We start from the raw sequence: 16028 nt of genomic DNA, 5'->3' as shown, positions 1-16028 counted from the left end.
TTTATTGTTGTTGTTTTTTCTTCATGAAATTTTCAAGTTCTTCCCTCGTCTTTGGGTGTAATATTATACTTTCAGATGTCATCATTCTTTCTGGTAAATTAGTTTCTTTAACTTTACGCCCCCATTTTCTTGAGAAAGCCCGCCAGTCACATACCATTTCTATCAAATATTTCTTTGGCATTGGTAAGGCTTCTCTAGTATTTTTATTTACTATCCAATACTCCCAGTGGTGTTTATTATGATTTTGATGGTGCAGCCACGCATTCTTCCATCTCAGCTCGGTATCCTCGTCCTTCTGATTTGAATAGAATTTACGTGCATAAGGAAAAAATTCGTGAGGAGAGAATTTAGACATGTCATGGATTATACCTTGAAGATATAATCCTTCTTTCCAACATTCGATAAGAACGTTTAATTTATGATCCAAAACATAAAGAAAATACCGCCAATATACTAGGAGTATAGTGACCATCTCCTTCGGTTTTAAAGTTTTTTACTCAATTTAGAAACAATTGGTATATATCCCCTTCAAAATGAAATTGATAGCTGTTGTCTATACGTATATATCCGTAAATACAATGTTCTCTATTCCTGTAAACAACGCTGGAGAAGTTTTTATTGTCTTTGTTACCTTCTGCAACCAATAATCGGTTTCCCTCACATGCCAAAACAATTCCAATATGATCATGAGAATTATCGGATAGAAGCTTTTCAAAAATGACAATATCACCACGCTTTGGTTTAAAACCCTGGTATCCTCTTGATATAAAAAATTTGTTTCAGGTAGCTGAGCCCAATCTAACCAGGCGCCAACCCCAGCTAATCGATAACTGTGATTCGGGTATAGAATAGGGAGTATGATGCCAGCCTGCATACAGCAATGATATACGAATGCGGCACACCAATTTGATTCCAGTACTTTATAGATATCCGAGTCAGGCCAGTACTTGCATATTTCCCGATAGCCTTCATCCTCTGGAATTCCCATAACCCTTTGAACTGCAAGCGCTTCCGCAATTTCAGCCAAATTAAGACGTCTATCTTCAGTTCCTTTGTTTATCGTTTCTCTGTTAATCTTGTGCTTTGCCTCTACGTGTTCTATTGGAATCCCTAATTCAACAAGACCTTTTTGTAATCTATTTATCTCAATATCAGAAAAAACTCCTCCGGATTCTGAACATACATCTGTATAAGTATGGCGTCTTTAATAATTTCTTCATACGGTCCATGGACCCGGTGTTTATCGTTATGATAAAAGATCGATCGAAGAATGACAGATAGCTCTTCGTCGGTAAAGATTTGGGTGCTTCGCAAAATCGGTCTTACCGAATCCGCACTGTTAAGTCCAGGGAAGTATTTTATGCCGGTTTTATAGAAATAAAAATCATGGAGCAACCCTGCGATCGCAGCAATTTCCGAATTTTGTTCTCTTCGTATGGCAAGTAAAGAAGCGAAGCTAGAAACCCCGAAAAGATTAACCAATGCTTCCTCTTTCTTGGAGGTATTCTCTATAGTATGTAGCGTTTCAAGAACAAGAGTACGAACAAGTTCAACCCGTTTAAGCTTTTTATGTGAAATCAAACTTTCGCCTCCTGTCACTATATTAGATTTAGATAGCACCATCTTAGGTCCGCTCGCATGTCGTCAGAGTCAACTTCCCTGATTGTTCATTGAACGACAAGGGCATAAGCCCAATCGTAAAAATTTAATCTCAGATGATGTCATATGCTTTCTATAAAAAATACTATTCCGTTATCCATTCATTAGCTTTCAATCCATAGATTATTCTATCTAGAAACCTTCCATTGATATACTCGTAATCTCTTAGTTCACCTTCACGTTTAAACCCTAATTTCTCAGGAATTGCACGGCTCTTTATATTGTTTGTAGCTGCTCCTATCTCAATTTTATTTAATTTCAGTTCGTCAAAAGCATGATTTATTAATACTTTAATAGATTTAGTAATTAATCCCTTACCCTCATATTCTTTACCTAGCCAATATCCAATTTCAGTTTTTTTGTTCTCTTGATCTAAATATAAGTAACCAACAGAACCCACAAGTTTATCCTCACTCCATATTCCTAACCAGTAACCTTCTTCCTTGGCATATCTTATCCGTGTTCTTTCTATAAAGGTTTTTGAATCATCTGCTTCTACAGTAATACTAGGAAACTTCAGCCACTCACCTATATGCTCCCTATTACTGTTAATCAAATTATATAATTGTTCTGCATCTTTAATTTTCAATAGCGATAAATAAGAAGAATCATCAATTTCGTATTTAAACATTGTCGCATTCTCCCTTATTCCTAAGTAAGTACCCATCTTCTTTGAATATTTTTTTAAATTCCTTGATTCTTATAATGCATTACAATTTGCTTTGTCCGTTTAAATCCTGACAATTCGTAGAAACCACCCAAATCCTCTGTACAAAACAAACTAATAACGTCAATATCTTTCAATTCATCTAAAAGTCTTTTGACCATTAGTTCTCCTATTCCTTTATTTCTGTACATACTTAATACAACAACATCTTCTACATAAGCCCGATATATTCCGTCTGAAATAGACCTACAGAAACCAACTAATATATCATCTTTCCAAGCTCCTACTGCAACACCACTAACAAGTAGCTGTAATATTCCATTCTCATCTCGGTTAGGCCACCAACCAGCATCTTGATAAAGACCCATTAGTTCAGATTGTAGAATCGGTTTCTCTGTATGTAATTTTAACGTTACCATGAGTAACCCCCATAGACTCAAAGTTTTCTTGCTTTGATAACGAAGGTTACAGGAAACATCTTCGCTCTTTTTACGAGATCATTATTTTCATCATGCAATTGGATTATTTCCTGTTCGGTTTCTTCAATCATTTGTTCAATAACAAACCCTGCTTTCGCTAACGCATTTATATAGGTTGATAGTTTACGATCAGACAAAGTTAGCTCGCCTTGAACAAAATCAGGAGCGACCGAATACCAAGATTCATCAAAATAAGACTTTTTAAAAACCAATCTATTATTCTCTTCAACAACACATTTGTGAATTGAATGAGACCAACTAAAAATAAATATGCCATCTTTTTTTAAATATGAAGCGATCCGACAAAAGGTACCTTCTAGGTCTGTTGTCCAGCCTATGGCGTAAATCGAATAAACAAAATCAAAATAATCCACAGGGATGTTAGATTCTTCTTCCATAGGAGAACAAATTAATTTTGCTGAAAGACCACACGTTGTCAGATGTTGCTTCGCCTTTTCAATTTGATTTTCTGATATATCCATCCCCCATAGTTCAGCAGCCTTACGCTCTCCCTGATATTGCAATGATTGGCCGTCTCCACAGCCTATTTCTAACATCTTTTTTCCACAGACATCGCCAAAAAGTTGGCATTTTTCCTCTGTTACAAATGCTCCATAAAAAGGAAGCACGATTGCTCTTAAAAAGTCATTTCCTTTTGTATCCCAATAGGATCTGTTTGTTTCATAAACACGGTGTTTGTTCATCCTGATAACCCCCTCTTTTGTTCGCTGCTCATTCGTTTTACTAATGCCCTTTGTAAGCACGATCTTGCAGTCAGCATTCCTTGACCAACAAATATTATGTTTTAATTGTTGGGACAATAAATTAATTTACGAAGTTCTTCTCTAATCTCATAATTCAAACATGTCCCGTTATTTAAACAGGCTACCTTATATCGGTAGCCTGACCCGTATTACATATAAAATTAACAAAGGATGCTCATATCATAATTCAAAATGCTCACAAACTAATCTGAATTGTTCTTCTATACCCAAGTCAGGTGTTCTTTCAAGTGTTTTGATATTGTTATTAACGCAGGCATTTCTAATTTCATTGGAGAATTTCACCATTGTTTTGTTGCCATGTTTAATCGTTTCCGCTGGATCTGATGTAAGGTTAATAACATCCAAAATCATCTTATGGTCTTCTCTAAAGTAATATAGCTTTTCTATTTCATCATCAGATGTATAAAGACACATCATTTTTTCTTTAGGAATAAAGGGTAAAATGTGTTCAGGCATTATTCCTAAATCGATAATGATTGGTTTATCCGTTGGCATCTTTAATAAATCAATAACGAAAAATTCCATCATTTCTACAACAATTTCACAAAGCCATGGAAAAGACACATCAGTAGGCCTATTAAACCACTCTTCCCAGTTTAAACCAGGATGGGGATATTGAAGAGCAGGATATTCAGTCGAATTAGTGAATGGTCTATACTTCAAGACATTATCGCTCAATGTTTGAAATCCTAACTCTGCAACAAATTTCTTTGTCATCGTTGTCTTTCCCGCGCAACAACCACCATTTAACCAATACACATGCTTTAATTGTTCTTTTAAATAATTGTTATTTATTCTCATTTTATTCCTCCTCAATTTTTAATATTGAGGGTGATTACGGATTCTTATCGGTTTTTTATACACACAACAAAACCACATAATATAATCCTCCATTTCTTATTTATACCTAAATAGTATTCGGCGAATTATAGTTCACTCCTTCATTTACCATTAATCTCCGTTAGAGCCACATGACATTGCGGATTGACTTGCTCTCTTATCTTTAGACCGTGCAGCTACCATGCGACTTCATAGAATTATTTACAAATTGTACTTTACTTTTATATACTTCATATTCAATATTCCCATATCGACTGATGTCTCTAAGTAACCAATGATCTGCTCAAAAGTAAAAACATTAAGGGCTTCTATCAAAATTTCTTTGTCATAATCCAAATCGTCAAATATATATGGCACAAACTTTTTGACATCTGTAGATTTAACTTCCTCTAAATCCGGTATTGTTGGAATGTGATTAAGCCTGTTTCTTAATTCCTCTTTATATCCATAATGTTCAAGCAACTTCCCATTCAATAATCTAAAGTCGTTATGATACTGATTATATAGTTCCTCATTAGCTTCCATTCTGTTCCTTAACCAAGGTAAATTAAAACCTTTTAACCATATATCATCCGCAATTAAATGTGTGAAATAACCCAAAACATAAAGGTCTTCTACCTGTGATCGATACTTATGTAAGAATCCTTTATAGTCTACGTTCCTTGAATAATCCTGAATTTCACCAGCAAAAAAATGTGATGAATCTTTTGTTATAACTGCGTCCGGTGCAATATTTCCAAGTAAAAAAGGCGTTTTATCTACAATAGATAAGGAATCTGCAATTCTATTCGCCACAATCAGATGCATTATTCTTGAACCCATACTTCTTCCTCCCCTTAACGAAAGTTTGAAGTCTGTTTACCTGATTCTGATTCCTTAAACTGATATTTCAAATCATTATTTCTTGAATAGTGATGTGATAATCATTTCTGCACATTCTTCCGGCGTATTCAAACTCGTATCGACTGAAAAGCTATAGCGAATGTGTTGCGACATTATTTTATTTTGCTCATCCGATTGATCCTCTCTTCTGTCACCACGTTCTATATTTCGCTTACGACAAAGATCTAACGGGCAGTACACCTCAACGATATCCAAAGGATATCCATCAAATATATCTTGGACTTTATCATAATGTGGCTTTAATTCCGGTCTTTCAACAAGTACCCCATCGATTAAAACATTCTTTCCATGATCGGAAAATAATTTTGCTGTATGATACATTAGAATGATGGCTTCACTTAAATACTTCCAGTAGTCTGTTTGCAAATGTTTATCACCAATCGTATTTTCAAAAAGATCATTGGCCACAACATAAAAAAAGGGTTCATCGTAATTTTGCATCGCTTCTACGATTGAAGTTTTACCAGAACTGGTTACCCCATTCAGAAATATAATTTTCCCTTTATCCATTTTCTCATCTTCCTTTGCGCGAGTTATATTTAAAGTATCTATGATTCTTCGAATTGCTAAATTTCTAAAACTGTACCTCTTTTAATTTCATTTTTTTTATGAACTGTTCAATTAAGTTGAATTTATAAGAAACTCTTGAGGTTTTTATTATCGCTGATGCAATTACTGAAAATGGAATGCCTCCAATACCATATAACAGCATGAACATTATTATCCCCAATAAAAATGTACTTCCTAACTCATCTGGAAAGAATATCGTTGCGCACATAAAAGACATAATAATCGTTGATAATACAGCACTTGTTAGTTTTATAAATAATGATTTCTTCATTAGAATCATCCTTTATACAGCTTATCAATCGATTTACCATATCGAACGAGTATATGCCACATGTATTTTAATTCCTGAAGCACTTCTTCGTAATTACCTCTGTCAGACCAGAGATCAGGATTGTGCTTCAAATCGTTGACAGCATTCCCGATCACACTTGCGTCAATATTACCGTTGCTTGCAATTCGCTTCGCTAATGATGGCATGGTTGGACCCCTAAAATCAGAGGGCACTTCCTCTGCACGCATCGCAAATCCCATATGCCAAAATAGTTCAATGGAATATTTGATGCAGATTTGCTCTAAATAATTCCCTATTTCCGTTCCTTTGAACGATGGGTCAGCCACTAAAATTTCCACATCATCTTCAAGATATATATCTCCATGAATTTGAGTTTCGATAAAATGGTTAAGATTCCGATGTAGGGCCAGCTTTGACGGATCCTCTAACGGACGTTCCAGATTGTACAATAGCTGATCTATCAATTTTTTAGGAGTAAGATCTTTTTCTCCAATAGCATAATCTCGAAAGAAAGCATCCCTAAAGAGCGCTGATAAAATATCGTCTAATTCCTCATATGTCCCCTTTTCCTTTGGAGCATCTTGAGAGCCACCGTAAGTGAACGTACAGCGATATGAAGCATTCGATTTTAAAAGAAAATAACAAGAGCCGAATCGTGGAGACGGTCCATCCGGATGTAACAACAAATGAAGAGCACCATACTTTGGCCGTTCAAAGTTGGTTGCACCTTCTAACTGATATGCTCCGCCAAATAGTTTTTCCTCCCAAAGATCTCTTGCACCACCTACGTATGCAGATACGCTCCCATTGGATATGAATGTCTCGAACTGACTTTTATAGTTCCCCTGCTCTAATAAAGATTGAGCTACACTTTTCATATCTAAAACCGGACGATCCGGATGAAAATGCAAAGCCACCCTTGCATGGGATTTAATCTTATGAACTGCTTCTTCATAGGTATTCCAAGGAATATTCGAAAAATGAAAAATTTCTTTGAGTGATGCTTGAGCTTCTCTTTTTTGGGATCTTGCGTCATTACTTATATATTCAATCGCTGCGTTCTGAGATCTTGTAAGTTGTCTGTTGTTCGACACAAGAAACACCATCCTTTTCTAAAATTGAGACCTCAACCTACTTTTAAAAACAAGGCTATTAGGAGCATCATCATTCCCTGCAGTAACGCATAATTTCATAGCCTTTATGTAAGCGTTCGCAGTTTTTTTAAGTCGCAATGTTTAAGTGGCTTTAGGCAATTAGTGACAGGTGGCTTTGCCAATTAGCAGGTTGAAAGTGTCCGGTGAATCTGCTCTTCCGGACCACGAACCCTGCTGCCCATTAGATGATGTCACTCATTTCTTCGAGTTACATTCAGAGTAATTTTATTCTTGTTTCCATTTATGTAATTCGAGTAGTTTTCCGGTTTCATAAAAATACCGTATTACTTCAAGCATGGGAATTAATTCTATACAAATGTTATCACAATAATTGCCTAACTGACCACCAACAACCAGGGGAATTTCACAGTTATCCTGTTTATCGTTCATAAGAGTATATATAGTATCATCAATTGTAATAGACACAATGAAATATTCAGGTCCGCCCCCAACTAATGCTGAATCGGTGTCTGATACCTCAAAAAATACTAATGTAAATTTATCTCCATCGAGTTTTCTTAAAAAACTTAAAGTGTCCATCCATGTAGGATTCACAATGACTTCTTCCTTAAATGTGGTCCCATTCCATGCATCAATACTAATAGATTTTATCATTTTTTCTTTTTACTCTTCTTAGATGTTTTTATTTTATTTGGATGCTTTCATCTAACGTTCCTGTACTCACGACGCCGAGAAGTCTAAGAACCAAAAAATCCGGCTGCGCTTGCTCAGTTTGCCTCTCAGTGTTGTCTTCCTGCTCACACTTCACCGAATTGCTTCCAGCAAGACCAAGGCAGCGTGAATACTCTTTCAAGTAAGATCACAGTTTTCTTTCTATACCTTAGGAAATTTAATCATTCCACATTCTTGTTACTTTCTTTAATTCTAAGTCCTCGAATTGCATTTTATAAATATCTGGTTTCTTTAATTGATTCAAAAACTCCAAACCAAAAGCTGAATCAAAATGATTCATCATCAAAGTCATCACAAGACCATGAGTCCCGATTGCTATTTTCTTCCCTCTGTTCTCTTTTAGTAAGGGTTTTAGAACTGAGAGTGCTCTTTTCTGACAATCAGCATTGGACTCTCCACCCGGCAAGGTATAATCAAAATCATTAAAACTCTCTCTGATACTAGACATTAACTCTGCATTTTCAATATTATAAGATGCAAAATGTCGTTCTCTAAGATCTTCGAATGCTTTAATTTCTAACTTTAAGTGCTTGGCCAATCCTTCAACACTCAGAATTGCTCGAGTGTAAGGACTTGATATAATCATGTCTATTCCTTCACCTATAAGTAACTTCGTTACTTTTTCAATATCGATCTTTCCTTTTGGGGTAAGCCCTCTTGTTCTTTCATTTCCTTCGTTGTATGGTGATTCTCCATGCCTAACCATATAGATAATTGTCTTCATACAAGCCTCCTTTAGATGCTTTCATTAAATATCACACTATGATTTCACATAAAGTTGATATATTCGCGACGTCCATTCCCTTGTGTTTTACTACCCAGCGTATGCTCCGACTCCTTTCGGAACCAGGGCGAATACCCGCAGCGTGAATATAATATTATACGCAGTAACTGACCTCTTTGAATTAACTTTCAAAAGATTGTTCAAATATGGTTATATTCCTGTTCCCTACTTCTGACAGCTCAATCTTCACTAAACTCATTCTTTCTATGATCCCATCCATAGGTTCAAATTCCTTTACTACATCATGAATTCCCTTAGCTATCGCTTCTCTACTTAATTGTGTTCCCAGGGTACAATGTGGATTCCATTGATTTGGACTATAATATATACTCGCTTGATTATTATATTTGTCTAACTTATTATAATAATCCTTGTGTACACGTTGAAGTTCGTCCGTCATGGTTGGGGCTAAAAATATCGTTCCCGAGGTTGGAAAGGTAGCTACGATATCAAATCGTAAACGAAGAGGAGAAACATTATCAAAATAGATTTCCAGTTGTTCTTTAAATCCTTTCAAATCGGAAATATCCGTATATACGGCAAGTGTTATATGAGGACTTAAGTTCTCGAATCTATTCATAAAATAACTGATTCCCTTTTTGTCAAAGTGCATCCATACTTTTCTGACGTACTCATCGAATTCTTTGTTGAAGAATAATTCTACAGCAAACAAACGAACCACATCCTTTCTTTTGTATTCTTATTCATTGGAAAATCGTATGACTAATCGTACATTTTTGCTTGGTTCTCCTTAATGATGAGTTGAGACCACTAAACATTAAAATCATGAAAGATATTCATATGTGTTTTCTTTATTTCAGGTACTGAGCTACATTCGAATCACTTCAAAATTCCATGTGGGAGACAGGCATGTACCCCTTTAACCCCATTTACAATTTGCGTTATACGTAGATCAACAACAGAACTCCCTAAAGCAATAGCTTCAACACGATTTAAACCATACAACTCACCCATCAAGGTAAGCATTCCATCTAAAGCTTGAACGGTTGCTTCATTAAGATCTTCATGAAACCCAAAAGTAATCCACCCTGCGGGAGTATTAGCTTGGGGGGTTAACAAATCTATGCCTTCAATCAAATTTACAGTTATATCAACAACTTCCATCGGACATTCAATAGCCTGGCAACTGATTTCTCCATCCCCTTGCAAAGCATGACCATCTCCAATAGCAAGGTAACCCCCATCGACAGAAATAGGAAGATACAATTTGCTGCCTTTCACAAGCTCTTTACAATCAATATTTCCACCACAATATCGTGGCGGCCAAGTAGAGTGAATTCCTATGTCATCTGGAGGCATTCCAATAACGCCCATGAAAGGTCGTAATGAAACCGAGAAGGAGTTGCCGTTGATTTCACATACTCCCACCATGGATTTATTATCGAGTTTCCAATCAAGGCTAATTTCCTTAAATTCGGTCAAATGTAACTTCTGGTTTTGCCAATTAGGATATTGACCTGCAGCAGTAAAACCATATTGCCCAGGTATAATATCATTAAACTCAATCTCTAAAGTCATGCCTTTCTTAGCACCTTCAATATAAATAGGTCCCACCAAGGCGTGGCCTCCATCAATTTTTTCTTTTCTTGAAAATGGTTTCCTTCTCTCACTATTACTTCTCCCAGTACCCCAACCTGCGTCTAATGTTTCAAAACATATGGAATCACCAGATGACACTGAAATGATTGGAGTTACTTCTTTAGTAAATGAACCAATTAATATTTCTTGGGATAATTCAATTTTGTGTACCACCATAATATCGCCTCCAATGCGGTATTATCTTTATGCCAATTTTGTATAACGTTTCGTATTCGCGACGTCACCGACTTAAGTCTCCGTCAGGAGCTGGCCGCGATGCAGTTAGTCGGTGAAGATTTGTCCGACTGCTTTCATATCCCCGAAAAGCATCTGCCGGACCAAAGGCCGAATGGCGCGAAGCTTTAATATTTTGTTATACGAAGCACTTCTCATCATTGAATTAGATTCAGAATCTCAATTACTAAAATTGCTTCTTCTTTATATCCTTCAAGATCGTTTAGATTAATCCATTCAGGTTCATTATCCCTAGATTGATAGAATCTAATTACCACATCTTCTCCTTCGATTGTAGAACTTAAAATCAAGATACAATTATCCTATTCAATAAAATTGGGATTTAATAAATCCGAATTTATGAATTTATTTGATTGAGATAACTCATCCAATAAATTCTTCATTGCCTTATTTGTTTTTATGTTATTCCCGCTTTCGAAGTGTTTCGTATATGGTTCGGGTATTCACGACGTCCTATCGACTTTAGACAGCAAAGCTGCCGGGTACACATCAGCGCACTTAATCGATTGGATGTGTCCGGCTGATTCCACTTCCTTGCTACTGAAAATCTAGCCCCGAATATTCCTCTAACTTCTGCCGGACCGAGGGGCAAATGCCCCGAAGCTTGAATATGGTGTTATCAGATGGTTTAGCCTTCTTTGATATTAAATTATATATTTGCGTATTTTCCGATAACGTTTCTGTATTCATGAACCCTGCGAACCTTAAGGCAGCTTCAGCTGCCTTAAGGTTCGCAGGGTTATCCGCCTGATTCTGCTTCTCTGTTAAAACATTCTGACGGATCAAGGTTCGGCTACAGCCGAGCCGCAGCATGAATATAATGTTAGCTGATGTTCCTGCCTTCTTAGAAATACTAATAATCACATTTCCTAAAGAAACCACTCATACATTCTATCTTTCATTTTTTTAGCTGTATCTCGATCTCTTCGATAAATCCATTCAAAAAGTGGCTTATCAATGAAATCTTTCAAATCATATTTGGATTTCTCAAGACAAGATAAAATTTCTTCAAACTCAAAATCAATATGGAAAACGTCCGATCTATCACTAGAATCTGGATCATCAGACCAGACGATGGCCATGTTACCCTTATAAGTTATTCCCGGTGAGGGATCATGTCCAAGCCAAGGACTCTCTCTATTAAGAATAGAATTATAAATCTCCCTAAATTGTTCTAGACCACAGCAACAACTTGGCATAATAAATTTTTCTTCACTTTCATAAAAAGCAACACCACCCAAAATAGCTACAGAGTCATTTGCAAATAGTTCATTGAAAGTGTCTTCCATTGATTGATCTATATTTATATTGCAATATCCAAATAAATGTATTAAAAAGAGTTCAACTTCAGAAGATGTGCACTTGCCCGAAAGCGTTAGTAACTCTGAACGATGCACATCATTGTCAAACCATTTTGGACAATCATAATATGGTTCTCTAATAACAGGTTTTGTATAAGACATCTCTGAATTTACACCTCTAAATAAATAATTGCTGGAATTCTAGCTAATGTTTCTGTATTAATGACGTCCATTCCCCTTAGATAGCTCTTATCTTAAGGGAATGGATGTATCTGCCCGATTCTTCTTCCTCGAAAACACTCCTGGAACAGATCAAGGGACGAATGGCCCGCAGATGAATATTTTGTTATATGGAGAATATGCCGTTTCGAACAACTAACAAAATTACTTATTGCCTTCGTTAAAATATGTTATTTCATATCCATCTATTAATCTTCTTATTCCATCTTTATAGTGAGGCATCAATTGTTCAGCCCTCTCTATATCAATCCAAGCTATTTCAGAAATTTCATTAGGTCTAACTATTTCTTCATTCCCACCGATTACCTCACCTTTAAATGTTATAAATATTACATGTTCTTCTTTTTCCGGAAATTTACATTCATTTACTGCCACTATTCCATGAACTTTAATATCTAGTCCAGTTTCTTCTTTAGCTTCCCTTATTGCTGCTTGGTCTAATGATTCTTCTCTTTCAACAGCGCCGCCTGGAAGTGACCATCGGTCACTAGAATCATCTACATTCCTTACCATTAATATTTTGGAATTGGTTGGGTCAGTAATTAAGGAATAAGCTACATCGACTCTGATCATTATGTTTGACTTCCCTTCTGATTTAGATCTGAATATCTTTCACATAACGCTCTTGTATTCACGAAACGACCCAGCCTTAGATAGCTCTTCTCTTAAGCTGGCTCGTTTGTTGTCTGAGTGTTCTTCCATGATTATACATCTGGCAGCCAAGGAGTGATATCCCCGCAACATGAATATATTGTTATGCGCCGTTACTGTCTCCTAAGCATCACCTAGAAACCTTTGATCAAGATTCCCACTCTATTTTTTACTTTGGTATAAAAACTCAACTTCACTATCTAGCAAATATCGATATTCAAATAATTGCATTGTTCTTTCCCTAATTCTCTCCCGTATAACCGTGCCTAGGCTTACCGATCCTTTTGATCCAAGGTAACCATTATTAATAAATGTCTTCTCTACAAATGTTGTTTCCCTTAAGTGATACTGTAACCATTCTTTCTGCGATTCGATTAGTGCTTCTCTTGGTTCTCTATCCAACTTAGAAAGAAGCTTTTTATATATTTGATTCAACTCTTTATCCCAAATTTCTGTATATTTGCTTTCCAACGATCCCCATCCCATTGTTGTAATAATCTCTTTGGAATTTTGAAATTCATTAAATTCTACTTCATAATCATGATCTATAGGATTTCGAAGCATTTCATCATAAAATTCTCCTTTCAAATCGTAGTTCCCAATTCTCATGGATAACACTTCATTGTTAGAAGGCTCTGATCGACCTTCAGTTATTTCTTTCGATTCTGTTCCATTACCTTTACTCTCTACATCAGGAGGCAGTTCAGAATTCATTATTGATTTAGTTTCGCTATTCAAAGTAGTCGATTGACTAATATTTTGACAAGATGAAAACATTATCGTAATAAAAAATAAGAAGAGTATCTTACCTTTCATAAATTATCTCCTTAAAGATTATCTTTAATATTTACCGGTAATGGCGAATAACGTTGTTGTATTCACGAACCCGAGAGGCTTAAGGTCCGCTAAGACCGGGTGGCTCAGCCACTTAGCCTCGCAGGGTTGTCTGCTGAATCCACTTCTCCGAAATGCGCCTTGCAGACCAAAGACCCATCAGGGGCCGCAGCGTGAATACGGTGTTGTCTATTTAGCATTTCCCTTTTAATAAATGCATTAATAAATGGATTATAGCTATTTCAGTTATAAAGAACTGCATATCCGCATTGATATTTGAACAAGGTTTTCTCTTATTTCTGATCTGCTATTCCAACTTCGACTATCCCATTCGACACCACTTAAATCATCACCGCCATACAAGATAACACCTAATTTTACATTTCTAAATTGTGAAACAGCCATAAATGCTGCTGCTTCCATTTCTACAGTTATACACCCTTCTGCTTTCCGCAACTCAACCTTTTCTTTAGTCTCTCTATAAAATGAATCTGTCGTCCAAGTTTTGGCCTTAATATACCTTATATTATGTATATTAAAATCGTCCTCTATGAATTTCAACACCTCTAGATTACATTCAACTTCTCTTGATGGCTTAATGTAATGGTATGATACTCCTTCATCTCTCACTGCCGAAACTGGTACTATTACATGTCCAACAGCAATGTCTTTTTGTAATACACCTGCACCACCACAAACTATAAATTTCTGAAAACCATAGGCTATCAGTTCTTCTAAGAATCCTGCTGAACCTGCAGCTCCTAAATACCCCAAAGTAATATGTACTTTTTTTCCTTGATAATATGTTTCATATATTGGCAAATCTACAGTCTCGCAATGTAGAGATGCAACTTCTTTCAACTTTCCCTCCGTTTTCATTTTTTCAATTACATCTCGAAAAAATGTTATGACACAGTATTCAAATTCTTCTTTTGGCTTAATAAAATTAGTTGCCTCTATTATTGCAACTCGCGATTCATCAAATTCCAATATCGGGAATTCTTTACTATCATTTTTTTTGTTTTCCATCTCGACTTACCTCCAAAGTAATTTAAATTTTTTTATTATTTCTTTGCGGCTATTACATATAACCTTCGCGTATTACGGACGTTCAATCGGCTTAAGGGCCGTAGGTCCGGGTGGCTCTGCCACTTAGCCGATTGGATGTGTCTGTGTAACCTGATTCAGCTTCTACGAAACTCTTCTTGGTGACCAAGGGAGCGTAGCGACCGATGTGTGATGCAATGTTATCAGATGTAACATGATCCCTTGAATCAACTAATAAAATTCTGTATTCTTCTTCCATTCTCTATCCGCTCTTTAAATTGCCCTTTTGTATATTCATCAATGGTTTTATTCCAGAATATCTGAGCCGATTTGTTTCCTTCGATCTGATAGACTTCCCATTGTCCTTTATATAAATCAAAAATACGAGCAGCTACAGCTTTGCCAATCCCTTCTCGTCTATATTTCTTTAATATAAAAAATTCAGCAATTGAATAGTAATTACGTTCAGCCGTTTCAATTAATCTTACCAATACAAAACCCACATACTTATTATTTTGTTTAATTAAATACGGAAATCTATGATTCTTTTCTATCCAGTAATCTTCTAATGGATAAGCTCCGTATAGCCCATCTTCTTCTACATCGCATTTTATAAATTCTGAAAAGTCATAAATATAAAACTGCATCAAATTCGCCAAAACTTCCTTACATTCTTTGTTTGCTTGAATTATTTCAAATTTCATTTGATGTTCTCCGCTCTAATTTATATATTCATGTTATTTCTGATAACGTTCCTATATTCACGACTTAGCGTATGCTGAGTGTCCGGCGCATGCCGGACCAAGGACAAATGTCCGCAGTGTGAATATTATGTTATTGGATGTCAGCGGCTTCTTCGAATGACCAATCCCTCTTGTACCATTCCCTTTATATCAACTATATTTTTCTTTTAATAATTCTATATATTTGAGTGGGATTTCTGTGATTTTCAAAATGTCTGATAGTTCAAGTCCTAGTTTTAGAGCGCTTCTTGCAGTCTTCAAATTATGCTTTACTTTAATAATCCGATCTTTAAATAATACGCTTCCAAAATCGAGCCACGCCACTTCCTATAGGTCTTCCAGTAATGTTCTTTCGTGCGTTTCATTGCACTATGCTTACTATCCCATTCAAGTAGAATGTCTTTATTCACTCAATCACTTCCTCACAAAAAAATATGTTAGATAAAATAAATTTTCTTTATGTGTTTGCTTATTTCCTATAACGTTCCTGTATTCATGAACCCCGAAGGGGTTGTCGGCTGAAATCCCTCTT

General features: G+C 36.0%; 20 protein-coding genes. All 20 read right to left on the bottom strand.

What is annotated here, in order from left to right; genetic code table 11:
• Position 1 precedes the first annotated feature (1 nt).
• Positions 2-472: a DUF5662 family protein gene (locus AC4PM4_RS00100; RefSeq protein ID WP_143764715.1), complete on the bottom strand. Its 471-nt coding sequence runs from the start codon at positions 470-472 to the stop codon at positions 2-4.
• 81 nt (positions 473-553) lie between these two features.
• Positions 554-1027: a hypothetical protein gene (locus AC4PM4_RS00095; RefSeq protein WP_491612375.1), complete on the bottom strand. Its 474-nt coding sequence runs from the start codon at positions 1025-1027 to the stop codon at positions 554-556.
• A 113-nt stretch (positions 1028-1140) separates the two neighbouring features.
• Entirely contained in the window at positions 1141-1581 is a 441-nt protein-coding gene (locus AC4PM4_RS00090) for an HD domain-containing protein (protein WP_491612373.1), read from the bottom strand.
• A 163-nt stretch (positions 1582-1744) separates the two neighbouring features.
• A complete protein-coding gene (locus AC4PM4_RS00085; RefSeq protein WP_491612372.1) occupies positions 1745-2290 on the bottom strand; it encodes a GNAT family N-acetyltransferase in 546 nt (181 codons plus the stop codon).
• Positions 2291-2343: 53 nt separating this feature from the next.
• Positions 2344-2745, bottom strand: a complete 402-nt coding sequence (locus AC4PM4_RS00080; RefSeq protein ID WP_063563262.1) for a GNAT family N-acetyltransferase — start codon at positions 2743-2745, stop codon at positions 2344-2346.
• A gap of 17 nt (positions 2746-2762) precedes the next feature.
• On the bottom strand, positions 2763-3509 hold the full coding sequence (locus AC4PM4_RS00075; RefSeq protein WP_491612370.1) for a class I SAM-dependent methyltransferase: 747 nt from the start codon (positions 3507-3509) through the stop codon (positions 2763-2765).
• 240 nt (positions 3510-3749) lie between these two features.
• Positions 3750-4391 (bottom strand): DEAD/DEAH box helicase family protein, encoded by a 642-nt coding sequence (locus AC4PM4_RS00070; protein WP_274566463.1) that lies wholly within the window; start codon positions 4389-4391, stop codon positions 3750-3752.
• A gap of 240 nt (positions 4392-4631) precedes the next feature.
• Complete coding sequence (locus AC4PM4_RS00065) at positions 4632-5252, bottom strand: zinc dependent phospholipase C family protein (protein WP_072732463.1); 621 nt, start codon at positions 5250-5252, stop codon at positions 4632-4634.
• 75 nt (positions 5253-5327) lie between these two features.
• Positions 5328-5843, bottom strand: coding sequence for a phosphotransferase-like protein (locus AC4PM4_RS00060; protein ID WP_072732462.1), 516 nt, complete (start codon positions 5841-5843; stop codon positions 5328-5330).
• 64 nt (positions 5844-5907) lie between these two features.
• Positions 5908-6174 (bottom strand): hypothetical protein, encoded by a 267-nt coding sequence (locus AC4PM4_RS00055; protein WP_491612369.1) that lies wholly within the window; start codon positions 6172-6174, stop codon positions 5908-5910.
• Positions 6175-6179: 5 nt separating this feature from the next.
• Positions 6180-7289 carry a DUF3626 domain-containing protein gene (locus AC4PM4_RS00050; RefSeq protein WP_491612367.1) on the bottom strand — a complete coding sequence of 370 codons (1110 nt, stop codon included), beginning with the start codon at positions 7287-7289 and terminating at the stop codon, positions 6180-6182.
• A 285-nt stretch (positions 7290-7574) separates the two neighbouring features.
• Complete coding sequence (locus AC4PM4_RS00045) at positions 7575-7904, bottom strand: hypothetical protein (protein WP_139295601.1); 330 nt, start codon at positions 7902-7904, stop codon at positions 7575-7577.
• Between the two features lie 295 nt (positions 7905-8199).
• Entirely contained in the window at positions 8200-8766 is a 567-nt protein-coding gene (locus AC4PM4_RS00040; protein ID WP_072732460.1) for a histidine phosphatase family protein, read from the bottom strand.
• A gap of 181 nt (positions 8767-8947) precedes the next feature.
• On the bottom strand, positions 8948-9499 hold the full coding sequence (locus tag AC4PM4_RS00035) for a 2'-5' RNA ligase family protein (protein ID WP_072732459.1): 552 nt from the start codon (positions 9497-9499) through the stop codon (positions 8948-8950).
• Positions 9500-9666: 167 nt separating this feature from the next.
• Complete coding sequence (locus AC4PM4_RS00030) at positions 9667-10602, bottom strand: acetamidase/formamidase family protein (RefSeq protein ID WP_090949203.1); 936 nt, start codon at positions 10600-10602, stop codon at positions 9667-9669.
• A 947-nt stretch (positions 10603-11549) separates the two neighbouring features.
• Positions 11550-12143 (bottom strand): hypothetical protein, encoded by a 594-nt coding sequence (locus AC4PM4_RS00025; protein WP_400344149.1) that lies wholly within the window; start codon positions 12141-12143, stop codon positions 11550-11552.
• A gap of 222 nt (positions 12144-12365) precedes the next feature.
• Positions 12366-12794, bottom strand: a complete 429-nt coding sequence (locus tag AC4PM4_RS00020) for an NUDIX hydrolase (RefSeq protein ID WP_491612366.1) — start codon at positions 12792-12794, stop codon at positions 12366-12368.
• 240 nt (positions 12795-13034) lie between these two features.
• Entirely contained in the window at positions 13035-13688 is a 654-nt protein-coding gene (locus AC4PM4_RS00015; RefSeq protein WP_274566454.1) for a lysozyme inhibitor LprI family protein, read from the bottom strand.
• A 264-nt stretch (positions 13689-13952) separates the two neighbouring features.
• Positions 13953-14735 (bottom strand): nucleoside phosphorylase, encoded by a 783-nt coding sequence (locus AC4PM4_RS00010; RefSeq protein WP_491612364.1) that lies wholly within the window; start codon positions 14733-14735, stop codon positions 13953-13955.
• Positions 14736-14980: 245 nt separating this feature from the next.
• Positions 14981-15457, bottom strand: coding sequence for a GNAT family N-acetyltransferase (locus AC4PM4_RS00005; RefSeq protein WP_400344143.1), 477 nt, complete (start codon positions 15455-15457; stop codon positions 14981-14983).
• Positions 15458-16028 lie beyond the last annotated feature (571 nt).

The sequence above is a fragment of the Paenibacillus sp. MDV22-iso6 genome, assembly GCF_058408365.1.
Note: the sequence above shows the minus strand (reverse complement) of the source record. Positions and strands in the feature narration are given on the sequence as shown.

What these genes read in the sequence shown, in the direction of transcription:
- AC4PM4_RS00100 (WP_143764715.1), bottom strand. Translation starts at nt 472, where the DNA reads ATGGTCACTATACTCCTAGTATATTGGCGGTATTTTCTTTATGTTTTG.
- AC4PM4_RS00085 (WP_491612372.1), bottom strand. Translation starts at nt 2,290, where the DNA reads ATGTTTAAATACGAAATTGATGATTCTTCTTATTTATCGCTATTGAAA.
- AC4PM4_RS00080 (WP_063563262.1), bottom strand. Translation starts at nt 2,745, where the DNA reads ATGGTAACGTTAAAATTACATACAGAGAAACCGATTCTACAATCTGAA.
- AC4PM4_RS00075 (WP_491612370.1), bottom strand. Translation starts at nt 3,509, where the DNA reads ATGAACAAACACCGTGTTTATGAAACAAACAGATCCTATTGGGATACA.
- AC4PM4_RS00070 (WP_274566463.1), bottom strand. Translation starts at nt 4,391, where the DNA reads ATGAGAATAAATAACAATTATTTAAAAGAACAATTAAAGCATGTGTAT.
- AC4PM4_RS00065 (WP_072732463.1), bottom strand. Translation starts at nt 5,252, where the DNA reads ATGGGTTCAAGAATAATGCATCTGATTGTGGCGAATAGAATTGCAGAT.
- AC4PM4_RS00060 (WP_072732462.1), bottom strand. Translation starts at nt 5,843, where the DNA reads ATGGATAAAGGGAAAATTATATTTCTGAATGGGGTAACCAGTTCTGGT.
- AC4PM4_RS00055 (WP_491612369.1), bottom strand. Translation starts at nt 6,174, where the DNA reads ATGAAGAAATCATTATTTATAAAACTAACAAGTGCTGTATTATCAACG.
- AC4PM4_RS00040 (WP_072732460.1), bottom strand. Translation starts at nt 8,766, where the DNA reads ATGAAGACAATTATCTATATGGTTAGGCATGGAGAATCACCATACAAC.
- AC4PM4_RS00030 (WP_090949203.1), bottom strand. Translation starts at nt 10,602, where the DNA reads ATGGTGGTACACAAAATTGAATTATCCCAAGAAATATTAATTGGTTCA.
- AC4PM4_RS00025 (WP_400344149.1), bottom strand. Translation starts at nt 12,143, where the DNA reads ATGTCTTATACAAAACCTGTTATTAGAGAACCATATTATGATTGTCCA.
- AC4PM4_RS00020 (WP_491612366.1), bottom strand. Translation starts at nt 12,794, where the DNA reads ATGATCAGAGTCGATGTAGCTTATTCCTTAATTACTGACCCAACCAAT.
- AC4PM4_RS00015 (WP_274566454.1), bottom strand. Translation starts at nt 13,688, where the DNA reads ATGAAAGGTAAGATACTCTTCTTATTTTTTATTACGATAATGTTTTCA.
- AC4PM4_RS00010 (WP_491612364.1), bottom strand. Translation starts at nt 14,735, where the DNA reads ATGGAAAACAAAAAAAATGATAGTAAAGAATTCCCGATATTGGAATTT.
- AC4PM4_RS00005 (WP_400344143.1), bottom strand. Translation starts at nt 15,457, where the DNA reads ATGAAATTTGAAATAATTCAAGCAAACAAAGAATGTAAGGAAGTTTTG.